14 protein-coding genes are annotated in these 15,135 nt (G+C 68.5%); 13 read left to right on the forward strand and 1 reads right to left on the reverse strand.

The genetic code is table 11. The features are described 5' to 3' along the window. Positions 1 to 181 precede the first annotated feature (181 nt). The 7 genes from KDH83_RS15300 (at position 182) to KDH83_RS15330 (ending at position 8,015) form a co-directional block, all read left to right on the forward strand. Positions 182 to 2,533, forward strand: a complete 2,352-nt coding sequence (locus KDH83_RS15300; RefSeq protein ID WP_212317297.1) for a bifunctional salicylyl-CoA 5-hydroxylase/oxidoreductase — start codon at positions 182 to 184, stop codon at positions 2,531 to 2,533. Continuing rightward, the gene (locus tag KDH83_RS15305) at positions 2,530 to 3,321 is read left to right on the forward strand and encodes an SDR family NAD(P)-dependent oxidoreductase (RefSeq protein ID WP_212317299.1); all 792 of its coding nucleotides are present in this window, start codon (positions 2,530 to 2,532) and stop codon (positions 3,319 to 3,321) included. The genes KDH83_RS15300 and KDH83_RS15305 overlap by 4 nt, the downstream gene beginning before the upstream one ends. A 38-nt stretch (positions 3,322 to 3,359) precedes the next feature. Further along, the gene (locus tag KDH83_RS15310) at positions 3,360 to 4,217 is read left to right on the forward strand and encodes an enoyl-CoA hydratase family protein (RefSeq protein ID WP_212317306.1); all 858 of its coding nucleotides are present in this window, start codon (positions 3,360 to 3,362) and stop codon (positions 4,215 to 4,217) included. A 1-nt stretch (position 4,218) separates the two neighbouring features. Beyond that, positions 4,219 to 5,388, forward strand: a complete 1,170-nt coding sequence (locus KDH83_RS15315; protein ID WP_212317308.1) for an acyl-CoA dehydrogenase family protein — start codon at positions 4,219 to 4,221, stop codon at positions 5,386 to 5,388. 77 nt (positions 5,389 to 5,465) lie between these two features. After that, positions 5,466 to 7,106, forward strand: a complete 1,641-nt coding sequence (locus tag KDH83_RS15320; RefSeq protein WP_212317310.1) for an AMP-binding protein — start codon at positions 5,466 to 5,468, stop codon at positions 7,104 to 7,106. 27 nt (positions 7,107 to 7,133) lie between these two features. After that, positions 7,134 to 7,559, forward strand: coding sequence for a thioesterase family protein (locus KDH83_RS15325; protein WP_103272305.1), 426 nt, complete (start codon positions 7,134 to 7,136; stop codon positions 7,557 to 7,559). Between the two features lie 51 nt (positions 7,560 to 7,610). Beyond that, positions 7,611 to 8,015 carry a RidA family protein gene (locus tag KDH83_RS15330; RefSeq protein ID WP_103272306.1) on the forward strand — a complete coding sequence of 135 codons (405 nt, stop codon included), beginning with the start codon at positions 7,611 to 7,613 and terminating at the stop codon, positions 8,013 to 8,015. A gap of 144 nt (positions 8,016 to 8,159) precedes the next feature. Here KDH83_RS15330 and KDH83_RS15335 read toward each other — a convergent pair whose 3' ends face one another. Continuing rightward, positions 8,160 to 9,140 carry an AraC family transcriptional regulator gene (locus KDH83_RS15335; RefSeq protein WP_212317312.1) on the reverse strand — a complete coding sequence of 327 codons (981 nt, stop codon included), beginning with the start codon at positions 9,138 to 9,140 and terminating at the stop codon, positions 8,160 to 8,162. A gap of 294 nt (positions 9,141 to 9,434) precedes the next feature. Here KDH83_RS15335 and KDH83_RS15340 point away from each other — a divergent pair, with 294 nt between their 5' ends. The 6 genes from KDH83_RS15340 to KDH83_RS15365 form a co-directional block, all read left to right on the forward strand. Further along, positions 9,435 to 10,613, forward strand: coding sequence for an ABC transporter substrate-binding protein (locus tag KDH83_RS15340; protein WP_212317314.1), 1,179 nt, complete (start codon positions 9,435 to 9,437; stop codon positions 10,611 to 10,613). Between the two features lie 153 nt (positions 10,614 to 10,766). Then, a complete protein-coding gene (locus tag KDH83_RS15345; protein WP_212317316.1) occupies positions 10,767 to 12,011 on the forward strand; it encodes a dienelactone hydrolase family protein in 1,245 nt (414 codons plus the stop codon). Positions 12,012 to 12,020: 9 nt separating this feature from the next. Beyond that, on the forward strand, positions 12,021 to 13,367 hold the full coding sequence (locus tag KDH83_RS15350) for an aromatic ring-hydroxylating dioxygenase subunit alpha (RefSeq protein ID WP_212317318.1): 1,347 nt from the start codon (positions 12,021 to 12,023) through the stop codon (positions 13,365 to 13,367). After that, positions 13,358 to 13,891 carry an aromatic-ring-hydroxylating dioxygenase subunit beta gene (locus tag KDH83_RS15355; RefSeq protein WP_212317319.1) on the forward strand — a complete coding sequence of 178 codons (534 nt, stop codon included), beginning with the start codon at positions 13,358 to 13,360 and terminating at the stop codon, positions 13,889 to 13,891. Before KDH83_RS15350 ends, KDH83_RS15355 begins: the two co-directional genes overlap by 10 nt. Before the next feature lie 52 nt (positions 13,892 to 13,943). Then, the gene (locus tag KDH83_RS15360; RefSeq protein WP_212317322.1) at positions 13,944 to 14,552 is read left to right on the forward strand and encodes a cysteine hydrolase; all 609 of its coding nucleotides are present in this window, start codon (positions 13,944 to 13,946) and stop codon (positions 14,550 to 14,552) included. 13 nt (positions 14,553 to 14,565) lie between these two features. Beyond that, a partial coding sequence (locus KDH83_RS15365; RefSeq protein ID WP_212317324.1) for an SDR family NAD(P)-dependent oxidoreductase occupies positions 14,566 to 15,135 on the forward strand: 570 nt, incomplete at its 3' end.

The following is a 15,135-nucleotide window of genomic DNA, read 5'->3' on the forward strand; positions in this document are numbered from 1 at the left end:
GCTTGGCTGCTTCACGCAGCAATTCGTCCCCATTTGATATCCCGACTTGTCGCTTCCCCTATTTGCGATAGGTCAATTTCGGGTATATATTTCAAGCCTAAACTATCCAGACCTAAATATCTGCGGCCCCCGCTCCAGCACACCCAGAGCGCCCGTCGCACACCATGGAGTGCATACGGCAATGAAAATAGTCTGCATCGGCGGCGGTCCCGCCGGCCTGTATTTCGGTCTGCTCATGAAGTTGCAGGACCCCGCCAACGAAGTCACGGTGATCGAGCGCAACCGCCCGTACGACACCTTCGGCTGGGGCGTGGTGTTCTCGGACGCGACCATGCAAAACCTGCGCGAGGCCGATCCGGTATCCGCCCAGACCATCGGCGACGCCTTCAACCACTGGGACGACATCGACATCCACTTCAAGGGCCGCAGCCTGCGCAGCGGCGGCCACGGCTTCATCGGCATCGGCCGCAAGAAGCTGCTGAACATCCTGCAGGCGCGCTGCGAGGACGTGGGCGTCAAGCTGGTGTTCGAACAGTTCATCCAGGATGATCAGGCCATCGCCCGCGAGTACGACGCCGACCTGGTGATCGCCTCGGACGGCATCAACAGCCAGATCCGCACCCGCTACGCCGACACCTTCCGCCCCGACATCGACCAGCGCAACTGCCGCTTCGTCTGGCTGGGCACGAAAAAGGTCTTCGACGCCTTCACCTTCGCCTTCGTGCAGACCGAGCACGGCTGGTTCCAGGCGCACGCCTACCGCTACGAAGACGGCATGTCCACCTTCATCGTGGAAACGCCCGAGGAAACCTGGCAGGCCGCCGGCATCGAACAAATGAGCCAGGAAGAGGGCATCGCCTATTGCGAAAAGCTGTTCGCGCCCTGGCTGGACGGCAATCCGCTGGTGAGCAACGCCTCGCACCTGCGCGGCTCGGCCATCTGGATCCGCTTCCCGCGCGTCATCTGCAATACCTGGGTCCACTGGAACACGCTGGACACCGCCCGTGGCGAACGCCGCGTGCCGGTGGTGCTGATGGGCGACGCCGCCCACACCGCCCACTTCTCCATCGGCTCGGGCACCAAGCTGGCGCTGGAGGATTCCATCGAGCTGGCGCGTTGCCTGAGCGGCGCCGAAGGCAGCGTGGAACACGGCTTGAAGCACTACGAGGAAGTGCGCAGCGTGGAAGTGCTGAAGATCCAGAACGCCGCCCGCAACTCCACCGAATGGTTCGAGAACGTCAAGCGCTACGCCGGCCTGGAGCCTGAACAGTTCGCCTATTCGCTGCTGACCCGCTCGCAGCGCATCTCGCACGAGAACCTGCGGCTGCGCGATCCGGCATGGCTGGAAGGCTTCGAGCGCTGGATCGCCGAGCGCGCCGGCGCGCCGGCCCCGGCCGGCCAGCGTCCGGCCATGCCCATGCTCACGCCCTACCAGGCGCGCGGCGTGCGGCTCAAGAACCGCATCATGGTCTCGCCCATGGCCATGTATTCCTGCCAGGACGGCGTGCCGGGCGACTTCCACCTGGTGCACCTGGGCGGCCGCGCCATGGGCGGCGCCGGCCTGGTGATGGTGGAGATGACCTGCGTCTCGCCCGATGCGCGCATCACCCCGGGATGCCCCGGCCTGTGGAATGACGATCAGGCGCGCGCCTTCACGCGCATCGTGGACTTCGTGCACGGCAACAGCGACGCCCGCATCGGCGTGCAGATCGGCCACGCCGGGCGCAAGGGCTCGACCCAGCTGGGCTGGCAGAAGATCGACCATCCGCTGGCCGAAGGCAACTGGCCGTTGCTGTCGGCCTCGGCGCTGCCCTATATCGAGGGCGTGTCGCAGACGCCGCGCGCCATGACGCGCGCCGACATGGACCAGGTGCGCGACAACTTCGTGGCCGCCACCAAGCGGGCCGTGGCCGCCGGTTTCGACTGGCTGGAGCTGCACTGCGCCCACGGCTACCTGCTGTCCAGCTTCATCTCGCCCCTGACCAACCAGCGCGACGACGAATACGGCGGCAGCCTGGAGAACCGGCTGCGCTACCCACTGGAAGTGTTCCACGCGGTGCGCGCCGCCTGGCCCGAGGACAAGCCCATGTCGGTGCGGATCTCGGCGCACGACTGGGTCGAGGGCGGCATCACCCCCGACGACGCGGTCGAGATCGCGCGCCGCTTCAAGGCCGCCGGCGCGGACATGATCGACTGCTCGTCCGGCCAGGTCAGCAAGGCCGAGAAGCCCGTCTACGGCCGCATGTTCCAGACGCCCTTCGCCGACCGCGTGCGCAACGAGGCCGGCATTCCCACCATCGCCGTGGGCGCGATCTTCGAGGCCGACCACGCCAACGCCATCATCGCGTCCGGCCGCGCCGACCTGTGCGCGCTGGCTCGTCCGCACCTGGCCGACGCGTCCTGGACGCTGCGCGAAGCCGCCCGCGTGGGCTATCGTGACGTGACCTGGCCCAGCCAATATTTCGCCGGCAAGCGCCAGCTGGAAACCAACTTCGAGCGCGCCGCCGCCATGGCGCAACTGGACGTCAAATGAGTGAACTTGCATTGCCCCTGGCGGGCCGCCATGCGCTGGTGACGGGCGGCGCCCGCGGCATCGGCTTGGCCTGCGCCCGCGCGCTGCTGGCGCGCGGCGCCCGCGTCACGCTGCTGGGCCGCGACGGCGCGGCGCTGGACAGCGCCGTCGGGGGGCTGGCGAGCCTGGGCCAGGCCCAGGCCGTCAGCGCCGACATCGCCGACGAAGCCTCGGTGCGGCAGGCCTTCGCGCAGGCCGAGGCCGCCTTCGGCCCGGTGCACATCCTGGTGAACAACGCCGGCCAGGCGGTCAGCCAGAAGTTCGAGCGCACCGATGCCGCGCTGTGGCAGAACATGCTGGCGGTCAACCTGACCGGCACCTTCCACTGCGTCCAGGCGGCGCTGCCGGGCATGCTGGCGGCGGGTTGGGGCCGGGTGATCAACGTCGCCAGCACCGCCGGCCTGATCGGCTATGCCTATGTCAGCGCCTACTGCGCCGCCAAGCACGGCGTGATCGGCCTGACGCGCTCGCTGGCGCTGGAAACCGCGCGGAAGGGCGTGACCGTGAACGCGGTCTGCCCCGGCTACACCGAGACCGACATCGTGCGCGGCGCCGTCGCCAACATCGTCGACAAGACCGGCATGACGCCGGACGCCGCCCGCGCCAAGCTGGCCGAGCGCAACCCGCAGGGCCGCCTGGTGCAGCCCGAGGAAGTGGCCGAGACGGTCGCCTGGCTGGCCCTGCCGGCCAGCGCCTCGATCAACGGCCAGGCCATCGCCGTGGACGGCGGCGAAGTGATGACCGGCTGAGCCGGCGCCCACCCCTTGCATACAGAAACGGAGACACCATGAGCACGCAGACCGAAGAACACACCATGAAGCACCACAAGCGTCCGCTCGCCGGCTACCAGGCGAAGACGTTCCTGTGGCAGGTGTCTGCGGACGGCAAGGTCGCCACCATCACGCTGAACCGGCCCGAGCGCAAGAATCCGCTGACCTTCGATTCCTACGCCGAGCTGCGCGACCTGTTCCGCGCGCTGGTCTACGCCACCGACATCAAGGTCGTGGTGGTGACGGGCGCGGGCGGCAATTTCTGCTCTGGCGGCGACGTCCACGAGATCATCGGCCCGCTGACCAGGATGAGCATGCCCGAGCTGCTGGACTTCACCCGCATGACGGGCGATCTGGTCAAGGCCATGCGCGCCTGCCCGCAGCCCATCGTGGCGGCGGTGGACGGCATTTGCGCCGGCGCCGGCGCCATGATCGCGCTGGCCTCGGACATGCGCCTGGGCACGCCGGCCGCGCGCACCGCCTTCCTGTTCACCCGCGTCGGCCTGGCCGGCGCAGACATGGGCGCCTGCACGCTGCTGCCGCGCATGATCGGCCAGGGCCGCGCGTCGGAACTGCTGTACACCGGCCGCGCCATGACGGCTGAAGAGGGCGCCAGCTGGGGCTTCTTCAACGCGCTGCACGATGGCGCCGGGCTGCTCGATGCCGCCCAGGCGCTGGCCGCGCAGCTGGCCGCCGGCCCGACCTTCGCGCACGGCGTGACCAAGAAGCTGCTGCATCAGGAATGGAACATGGGCGTGGACGAGGCCATCGAGGCCGAGGCCGAGGCCCAGGCCATCTGCATGCAGACGCGCGATTTCCATCGCGCCTACGAGGCCTTCGTCGCCAAGCAAAAGCCGATATTCGAAGGAAACTGAAATGCGTGATGCAAGCTGGCTGGACTGGCCCTTTTTCGACGAACGGCACCGCGCCTTGGCGCACGAGGTCGACGCCTGGTGCGAGCGTTCGCTGGGCGAGGTCGATCACCATGACGCGGACGCCGCCTGCCGCAAGCTGGTCAAGGCCATGGGCGAGGCCGGTTGGCTGCGCTACGCGGTCGCCGGCGGTCCCGACGGGAACTGGGGCGGCGCACTGCCCGAGGTCGATTCGCGCTCGGTCTGCATCCTGCGCGAAACGCTCGCGCGCCATGAAGGGCTGGCGGACTTCGCCTTCGCCATGCAGGGCCTGGGCAGCGGCGCGATTTCGCTGATGGGTTCCGATGCGCTGCGCGCGCGCTACCTGCCGCGCGTGGCGCGCGGCGAGGCCATCGCCGCTTTCGCGCTGTCCGAGCCCGAGGCCGGTTCCGACGTGGCCGCGCTGGCCTGCGAAGCCCGGCTGGACGGCGACGCCTATGTGCTCAACGGCGCCAAGACCTGGATCTCCAACGGCGGCATCGCCGATTTCTATTGCGTGTTCGCGCGCACCGGCGAGGCGCCGGGCGCGCGCGGCATCAGCGCCTTTGTCGTGGACGCCGACGCGCCGGGCTTCGAGGTCAGCGAGCGCATCGACCTGATCGCCCCGCATCCGCTGGCCACGATCACCTTCGACAACTGCCGCATCCCCGTCACGCAGCGGCTGGGCGAGCCGGGGCAGGGCTTCAAGCTGGCCATGATGACGCTGGACATCTTCCGCGCCTCGGTGGCGGCGGCGGCGCTGGGCTTCGCCCGCCGCGCGCTGGACGAGGGGCTGGAACGGGCCAAGTCGCGCCGCATGTTCGGCCAGACGCTGGCCGACCTGCAGCTGACGCAGGCGGCGCTGGGCGACATGGCCACCGCCATCGATTCCTCGGCGCTGCTGACCTACCGCGCCGCCTGGATGCGCGACGTGCAGAAGCAGCGCACCACGCGCGAGGCCGCGATGGCCAAGATGACCGCCACCGAATCGGCCCAGGCCGTGATCGACCGCGCGTTGCAGATGTTCGGCGGCGCGGGCGTGGTTTCCGGCATGCCGGTGGAAAAGCTGTACCGCGAGATCCGGGCGCTGCGCATCTACGAGGGCGCCACCGAAGTCCAGAAGTTGATCATTGCCCGTGAACTACTGAAATCCTGACGGACGCCGCAGAGCATCCGCGGGATCAGGCCACGCCACCAAACCACACAGCACAGCACAGACGGCAAGGGGTTTTCATGGAAACATCCGCCCACATCGACACTTTCGCCCGGGACAACCTGCCCCCGGGCGAGCTATGGCCTGAATTCCTGCTCGACGGCCCCGACGTGGCCTATCCCAAGCGCATGAACTGCGCGGTGGAACTGGTGGACGCCATGGTCGAACGCGGCCACGGCGAGCGCGTGGCGCTGCGCTGGTCCCGGGACGGCAAGCCGGCGGCCATGACCTACGGCGAGCTGGCGGCGCTGACCAACCGCATCGCCCATGTGCTGGTCGAGGACATGAAGCTGGTGCCGGGCAACCGGCTGCTGCTGCGCGGCCCGAACAATCCCATGATGGCCGCCGCGTGGCTGGCCGCCATCAAGGCCGGGCTGGTCACCGTGCCCACCATGCCGCTGCTGCGCGCCAAGGAACTCAAGCAGATCATCGACAAGGCGCAGATCCAGGCGGCGTTGTGCGACGTGCGCCTGAAGGACGAGGCCGAGTTTTGCCTGCAGAAGGACCACGAGCACCATTGCGCCGGCCTGCGGCAGGTCGTGTATTTCAATGACCAGGGTCCGGCCTCGCTGGACGCGCTGGCCGCGACCAAGGCCGACGATTTCCAGGCTTGCGACACCTCGGCTGACGATGTCTGCCTGATCGCCTTCACCAGCGGCACCACCGGCGCGCCCAAGGGCTGCATGCACTTCCATCGCGATGTGCTGGCCATGTGCGACCTGTTCCCCAAGCACGTGATCAAGCCGGGACCGGACGATGTGTTCTGCGGCACGCCGCCGCTGGCCTTCACCTTCGGCCTGGGCGGACTGCTGTGCTTCCCGCTGCGCGTGGGCGCCAGCACGGTGCTGGCCGAGAAGCTGTCGCCCGACAGCCTGCTGCAGCTGATCCAGGATTTCCGCGCCACCATCGTGTTCACCGCGCCCACCTTCTACCGCCAGATGGCGGCGCTGGCCGGCAAGTACGACCTGTCCTCGCTCAAGAAGAGCGTGTCGGCGGGCGAGGCCTTGCCCGATGCCACCCGCCAGCTGTGGAAGCAGGCCAGCGGCCTGGAGATGATCGACGGCATCGGCGGCACCGAGATGATCCACGTGTTCGTGTCCAGCCCGCCGGACGAGGTGCGCCGCGGCGCTATCGGCCGCGTGGTGCCTGGCTACATCGCGCAGATCGTGGACGACGACATGAATCCGCTGCCCAACGGCACCGCCGGCCGGCTGGCCATCAAGGGTCCCACGGGCTGCCGATACCTGGCCGACGAGCGCCAGCGGCGCTTCGTGCAGGCCGGCTGGAACCTGCCGGGCGACACCTTCGTGCAGGATGACGACGGCTATCTCTTCTACCAGGCGCGCAACGACGACATGATCGTGTCGGCGGGCTACAACATCGCCGGTCCCGAGGTCGAGGACGCGCTGCTGCGCCATCCGGCCGTGGCCGAGTGCGGTGTGGTCGGCGCGCCCTGCGACGAGCGCGGCCAGGTGGTCAAGGCCTTCGTGGTGCTCAAGCCGGGCTTCGAGCCGGGCGATGCGCTGGTGGCCGAACTGCAGGCCTTCGTCAAGGCCAATATCGCGCCCTACAAGTACCCGCGCGCCATTGAGTTCGTGGATGCGCTGCCGCGCACCGAGACCGGCAAGCTGCAGCGCTTCGCGCTGCGCAAGATGGCCTGAGCGGCGACAAGGCAAGCAGGAGCCAACATGGGAAATCCGTTCGTCAGCCAGGTGGAAGTGCGGTTCCGCCATTGCGATCCGGCTGGCATCGTGTTCTATCCGCGCTATTTCGAGATGATCAACGACTTCGTCGAGGAATGGTTCGACAAGGGCATGGGCCTGCCTTTCCATGCGCTGCACGTGGAGCGCCGGATCGGCACGCCCACGGCCTCGGTGCAGTGCGACTTCACCGCGCCCAGCCGCTGGCATGAACGGCTGCGCCAGACGCTGGAGGTGCAGCGCATCGGCGGCGCCTCGTTCAAGGCGCTGGTGCGCTTCGAGGGGCCGGACGGGCAGCTGCGGCTGTCGGCCACCCTGACCATCGTGACCGTGGACTTGCGCAGCATGAAGTCCACGCCCCTGCCCGACGATCTGCGCGAGCGGATGCGGGCCTATCTGGCGCCCGCCGCCTGAGCGCGCGCCAGCCTTTTCCAGAGTGTTTTTTTGATAATAGGATGAGACGTTATGAAGATTCTGCAACCGCCGGATTGGATGGCGCCCCGTGGCTATTCAAATGGAATCCTTGCCGAGATGACGGTGGGCAGCAAGCTGGTGTTCGTGGGCGGCCAGGTCGGCTGGAACGGACAGCAGCAATTCGAGTCGGATGACCTGGCGGACCAGGTGCGCCAGACCCTGGCGAACATCGTCGCCATCCTGGCCGAAGGCGGCGCCAAGCCGGAGCACATCGTGCGCATGACCTGGTACGTCACCGACAAGAACGAATACGTGGCGGCCTACCCGGCCATCGGCAAGCACTACCGCGAACTGATCGGCCGGCATTTCCCGGCCATGACGGCGGTGGAGGTCGCGGACCTGGTCGAGGATCGCGCCAAGGTCGAGATCGAAGTCACGGCCGTCGTGCCGGCCTGATCCTGTTCAACGCGCCGGGCGGCCTGTCGCGCCGGCCTGGCGCTGCAGGCTCCGGTCGTCCGCCGTCCAGTTTCCCGGGCCGGCACCCGGTACGGGATGGCGGGCGCTGGAGCCAGCGCGGGCCGCGTGCCCACGTACCCGCGATCACTGCGCCAGGCGCAAGGTCTGCCTGGGCAGTTCGCCGAATCTTTCCCTGTAGTACTCCGAAACCCTGCCCAGGTGGCCAAAGCCCACCGCCAGCGCCGCCTCGGTGACGTTGGCGCAGGCGCCGTCCAGCAGGCGCTGGCGCGCCGCGTCCAACCGCAGCGCGCGCAGCGCGTTCATGGGCGTGGTGTCGCGGTGTTCCTGGAACAGCCGGGTCAGCGCCGTGTCGCTGGCGCCGGCATGGCGGGCGATGTCCTTGAGCGTCATGGGCGCGGCCAGGTGCGCGCGCATATAGGCCTCGGCCAGCGCCAGGCGGCGTGGCGGTGTGGCCGCCGGTCCGCCGCGCCAAGTGTTGGGCTGGTTGTACAGCAGGTGCAGCACCAGCGTGTCCTCGAGCTGGTCCAGCCAGGCGGCCGGCGGGCGCGGCGCGCCGTCGTCCAGCGTGGGCAGCAGGGGGATCAGGCCGCCCATCATGCTGCGCCAGGCGGCGCCCACGGGATGGTCCAGCCGCAGCGCGGGGCTGAAGTCCAGCGGCCGCAGCGCGGCCTCGCCGAAGGCGCGCTGGCCGATGGCGTCCAGCTTGCCGCGCGGGATCTTCAACAGCAGTTGTTCGCAGCCGGCCTCCCAGTGCAGCCGCAGCGGCCGGTTGGGCGCGATGACCGCGGCACAGGCCGGATCGGCGTCCACCTGGACGCCGCCGCAGTCGATGCGGGCGCGCCCGCGCAGCGGCACCTGCACCAGCATGAAATCCTGCAGCTTGTCGGGTTCGATCTGGACTTCGGCTCCGTAGCGCAAGGTACAGACCGTCAGCGCGCCGAAGCGGCCGCGGTTCAGGCGCGCGTCGACCCGTCCGCCTTTCCAGGTCAGCCGGTGTTCCTTGAGCGTTTCCGAGACGAGCGCACGCGTCTCGTCTTGTTGCGTGGAGCTGAATACGCGCCGCTCGAACAAGGGCGCCAGCTCTAGGGGGGACCAGCCGCGCATGGATGCCTCCGGAACGCGGGACACCCCGCCTGCGCACCCAGAGTAATTTAAAGGTCAAGGATTGGGAATTAAGTGAATCCCGGATAAAGCCGCCGCTTTTCGGATAGAGCGGGGCGGTCGGGCGGCCTACGCTAGCGCAAGAGGCCTGGGATCCCGCGCAGGCGGGCCTGGGTTGGTGCGTGGCGCGGCGGCGCGTAAGCTGGCGATTCCTGGCGAGCGGCATGCGCGGACCGCGGCAGACGGATTCTGCCAGTCTGACGCCGGCGGGGCCGGCGCGACAAAACGGGGTGACTCATGAATCGCAATCTCTGGGGCCGGCGCGCGCTGGCCGTGCTGGTGTGCATGGGAGCGGCGGCGGGCGCCGTGGCGGCGGACAAGGTCAAGGTGGGCATGCTGACCACCTTGTCGGGTCCGGGCGCGGCCCTGGGCAATGAAATCCGCGACGGCTTCAATCTGGCGCTGCAACATACGGGCGGCAAGCTCGGCGGCCTGCCGGCCGAGGTGGTGGTGGCCGACGACCAGCAGAAGGCCGACGCCGGCCGCCAGGCCGTCGAACGCCTGCTCAAGCGCGACAAGGTCGACGTGATGACCGGCATCGTGTTCTCGAACGTGCTGCTGCCGGTGATGCCCGCCATCCTGCAATCGGGCACGATCTACCTCAGCACCAACACCGGCCCCGAGAACTACGCCGGCGCCGGCTGTAATCCGAATTTCTTCGCGGTGGCCTGGCAGAACGAGGACATCCCGGCGGCCATGGGCAAGTACGCGGCCGACCAGGGTTACAAGCGCGTGGCGCTGATCGCGCCCGACTATCCCGGCGGGCGCGAATCGCTCAACGGCTTCAAGCGCCTGTACAAGGGCGGCCTGTCCGAAGAAATCTATACGCAGCTGGGCCAGCTGGACTACGGCGTGGAGATCACCCGCCTGCGCGCCAGCAAGCCGGACGCGGTGTTCTTCTTCCTGCCGGGCGGCATGGGCGTGAACTTCATCAAGCAGTTCAATGGCGCCGGACTGGGCCAGGAGATCGCGCTGCTGGCGCCGGGCTTCTCGGGCGACGAGGACACCATCGCCGCCGTGGGCGAGCCGATCAAGGGCCTGCGCAACACCGCGCAATGGGCGGCGGACCTGGACAATCCCGCCAATCGCAAGTTCGTCGAGGATTTCAAGAAGACCTACAAGCGCATGCCGACGCTGTACGCCTCGCAGGGCTACGACGCCGCCATGCTGCTGGACAGCGCGGTGCGCCAGACCGGCGGCAAGCTGGACGCGGACACGCTGCGTCCGGCCCTGCGCCGCGCCGATTTCAAGTCGGTGCGCGGCGATTTCAAGTTCAACCGCAACCAGTACCCCATCCAGAACTACTACCTGCGGATCATCGAGGCCGGCGCGGACGGCAAGCCGGCGAACAAGCTGTCGGGCACGGTGCTGACGCAGTACCAGGACCCGTTCGCCGCATCCTGCCAAATGCGGTAGACCCCCCCCGAAGCGCTGCGCGCTTCCCCCCAGGGGGGGGCGCCGCAGCGGACCGGCGGAGCCGGCTCCGCGCGGCCTGGGTGACGTGGCATCTGCTTATGCGGGGCGAGTGGTTTGCTGGCCCAGTTTGAATAGAGATAGAAGGAGAGATACATGAGTGTGAACGTGACGACCCGGCGGATACGCATCGCCGCGCATGACGGCGGCGAGTTCGAGGGCTACCTGGCCGTGCCGGCCTCGGGCAGCGGCCCTGGCCTGGTGCTGTGCCAGGAGATCTTCGGCCTGAACGGCTTCGTGCGCCAGACCGCCGAGCGGCTGGCCGAGGAAGGCTATGTGGTGCTGGCGCCGGATCTGTTCTGGCGGCAGCAGCCCGGCATCGAACTGACCGACGGTCCGGAAGACATGCCGCGCGCCTTCGCGCTGTACCAGGGCTTCAACGAGGATCTGGGCGTGCGCGACATCGGCTCGGCGGTGGCGGCGCTGCGCGCGCTGCCCGAGCTCAAGGGCGGCGTGGGCGCGCTGGGCTACTGCCTGGGCGGCAAGCTGGCCTATCTGGCGGCCTGCCGCTGCGACGTGGACGTGGCCGTGGGCTACTACGGCGTCGGCATCGAGAACAGCCTGGAGGAAGCGTCCAGGCTGCGCGGCCGGCTGGTGCTGCACATCGCCGAGCGCGACGGCTTCTGTCCGCCCGAGGCGCGCGAGCGCATCCTGGCGGCGCTGGGCGGCAAGCCCGGCGTGGAGCTGTACGTGTATCCGGGCCTGGACCACGCCTTCGCCCGCACCGGCGGCGCGCACTACGACAAGCCCGCCGCGATGATGGCGCACCAGCGCAGCATGGCGGCCCTGCAACGCGCGATCGGACCGGAGTTCGACTACTCGCATCTGTGGGACAAGCACTGCGAATACGAATTCGGCACCCGCGACGTGGCCGCGACCATGGCCACCATGGTGGCCGAGCCCTATGTGAACCACATCCCCACCATGACCGGCGGCGTGGGCCACAAGGAGCTGTCGCGCTTCTACCAGCATCATTTCGTCAACAGCAACCCGCCCGACACGCGGCTGGTGCCGCTGTCGCGCACCGTGGGCGCCACGCAGATCGTCGACGAGCTGCTGTTCTGCTTCACCCACACCACCGAGATCGACTGGATGCTGCCCGGCGTGCCGCCCACCGGCAAGTACGTCGAGATCCCGCTGGTGGCGATCGTGAAGTTCCGTGGCGACAAGCTCTATCACGAACACATCTATTGGGACCAGGCCAGCGTGCTGGTGCAGGTGGGCCTGCTCGACCCGCAGGGCTTGCCGGTGGCCGGCGCCGAGACCGCGCGCAAGCTGCTGGACGAGACCTTGCCGTCCAACACGCTGATGGCGCGCTGGCGCGAGAGCGAGAAAAAGTAGGAGATGGACATGGCATACAGCGAAGAGCAATTGGCCGCGATGGTGCGCGGCGACAGCGTGCACCGCGGCGTCTATACCGATCCGGCGATCTTCGACATGGAGATGGAGCGCATCTACGGACGCGCCTGGATCTACGTGGGACATGAAAGCCAGGTGCCCAGGACGGGCGACTATCACACCACCCGCCTGGGCGACCAGGACGTGCTGATGGTGCGCGCGGCCGACGGACGCGTGCACGTGCTGTACAACCGCTGCCCGCACAAGGGCGCCAAGGTGGTGGCCGACGGCGAAGGCTGCGCGGGCAAGTTCTTCCGCTGCCCGTACCATGCCTGGACCTTCAAGCTGGACGGCAGCCACCTGGGCGTACCGCTCAAGCAGGGCCTGGAAGGCACGTCCTATGACCCGGCCGACCCCACGTTCTCGATGCGCCGCCTGGCGCGGGTGGACAGCTACCGGGGCTTCGTGTTCGCCAGCCAGTCGGCCGAGGGGCCGGCGCTGGAGGACTTCCTGGGCGGCGTGCGCTCGTCCATCGACAATCTCTGCGACCGTTCGCCGGTGGGCGAAGTGGAGGTGGCCGGCGGCGTGTTCCGCGTGATGCAGCGCTCGAACTGGAAGGTGTTCTACGAGAACCTGCACGACACCATGCACGCCCGCGTCACGCATGAGTCCTCGTTCGCCGCCGCGCGCGACGAAGCCAAGGAAATGGGCGAGATGCCGTTCGAGCTGCACATCATGGACGGCAACGGCGAACCCTACGAATTCTGGGAAAAGCTGGAACTGCGCGCCTACCCGAACGGCCACGGCTACATGGAAGGCATCTTCAACCCCGGCGCGGCCGAGCGCGATCCGGTTTCGCGGGCGCACTTCGAGACGCTGGCGGCGGCCTATGGCGAGGACAAGGCGCGCCAGGTGCTGGGCATGAACCGGCACAACACCGTGATCTACGGCAGCGGCTCGCCCCATACCGTGTTCCAGCAGTTCCGCGTGATCCGGCCAGTGGCCGTGGACCGCACGCTGATCGAGATCCAGACCTTCCGCTGCAAGGGCGCGCCGGACGGCGTGTTCAAGCGCGCCATGCTGTACGCCAACGTGATCAACTCGCCGTCCTCCAACGTCATGCCGGACGACATCGAGCTGTACAACCGCTGCCAGGAAGGCAATGCCACGCGCGGCGGCGAATGGGTCAGCATGCACCGCTATCACGGCACCGACCGCAGCGACGAACAAGGCATGGTGTCGGTCAACGGCACCAGCGAATTGCCCATGCGCAACCAGTTCCGCGCCTGGCGCGACTACATGCAGGCCGGCCCCGTGGCGCTGGCATCGTCCGCGCAGGGAGAAGGCGCATGCTGCTAGACCTGGATTTCGACGTCGATACCGACAATCTCAAGCCGGCGGACGTGCCGGCCGAGGCCTATCACCGCATCGCCCAGTTCCTCTACCGCGAGGCGCGGCTGCTGGACGAGCGGCGCTATGCCGACTGGCATGCGCTGTGGACCGAGGACGGCATGTACTGGATGCCGCGCGTGCCGGGGCAGAAGAGTCCCTACGATCACGTCTCGCTGTTCTGGGAAGACCGCATGCTGCGCGATGTGCGCATCCGCCGGCTGGAGCACCCGCGCAACTGGTCGCAACAGCCGCCGACGCGCAGCGTGCGGCTGGTGGGCGGGGTGCAGGTCGAGGGCGTGGACGCGGGCGGCAACCTGGTGGTGCATTCGGCCTTCCAGATGACCGAATGGCGCAAGCGCCAGCCGCGCCAGCTGGCCGGACGCTATACCCACAAGCTGGCCGCCGACGGCGACGGCTGGCGCATCCGCATGAAGCGCGTGGACCTGGTCAATTGCGATGACGCGCATGACGCGTTCGAGGTGTTCGTGTGAGGGTTTGCCTGCATACACCGCGCGGCGCCGGCCAGGCTTGCGGGAGCCAGCCATGAACGCGGCAGACGTGGCCGTGCTGGCCCTGCACTACCAGAACGATGTGCTGCATCCGGAAGGCAAGATCCGTGTCGGCCTGGACGGCGACGGCAGCACGCGCCAGCGGCTGCTGCGCGGCGCTTCCGACCTGCTGCGGGGTGCGCGCATGGGCGGCCTGCCCATCGTGCACGTGCGCATCGCCTTCCGGCCCGACTACGCCGACCTGCTGGCCAACTGCGATATCTTCCGCAACGTGGCGGCCATCGGCGCGGTGCCGGAAGGGCAGTGGGGCAGCGCGTTCTACGAGGGCCTGCAGCCGCTGGCCGGCAGCGCGCGCGAGTTCGTGGTCAAGCACACGCGCATCAGCGCCTTCTACGGCACGCCGCTGGAAGAGACGCTGCGCGTGCTGGGCGCGCGCCGGCTGGTGGTGGCGGGCGTGGCCACGCATTCGGTGGTCGAGGGCACGGTGCGCCACGCCGCCGATATCGGTTTCAATGTGATGGTGGCCGAGGACGCCTGCGCCTCGGCCGACCCGGCGGTGCACGATGCGTCGCTGGCCAGCATGCGGCTGATCGCGCAGACCGGCTCGGTGGCCGAGGCCATGCGCTGGGCAGCCGCGCACTGAACAAGGATACGTCATGGATTTCAAGGGCTTTCCCGGCCTGGCCGGCAAGACCGCCATCGTCACCGGCAGCACGCAGGGGCTGGGCGCGGACATCGCGCGCGGGCTGGCCGCGGCCGGCGCCAACGTGGTGCTGGTCGGCCGCAATGCGCCGGCCGGCCAGGCGCTGGCGGATGAGCTGCGCGAGCGGGCGCTGTATTGCGAGACCGACATCGGCCAGGACGAGCAGATCGAGCGCTGCATCCAGGCCGCGCTGGCGAGCTTTGGCCGCATCGATATCCTGGTCAACAACGCCTGCCAGTACGCCGACCAGGGCCTGGCTTCCAGCCGCGCTCAATGGCACGCGACGCTGGACACCAACCTGGTGTCGGCCGCGATCTTCACCCAGCTCGTCGCGCCGAGGCTGCCGCGCGGCGGCGTGGTGGTGAACATGGGCAGCACCGGCGGCAAGTTTGGCGCGGCCGGACGCGCGATTTATCCGGCGTCCAAGGCGGCCTTGCTGCAGATCACCAAGAACTTCGCGGTGGAACTGGCGCCGGCCGGCGTGCGGGTGCTGGCGGTGTCGCCAGCCTGGACCTGGTCGCCC

It is taken from the genome of Achromobacter sp. Marseille-Q0513 (genome assembly GCF_018195695.1).
Lineage (GTDB): Bacteria > Pseudomonadota > Gammaproteobacteria > Burkholderiales > Burkholderiaceae_B > Achromobacter.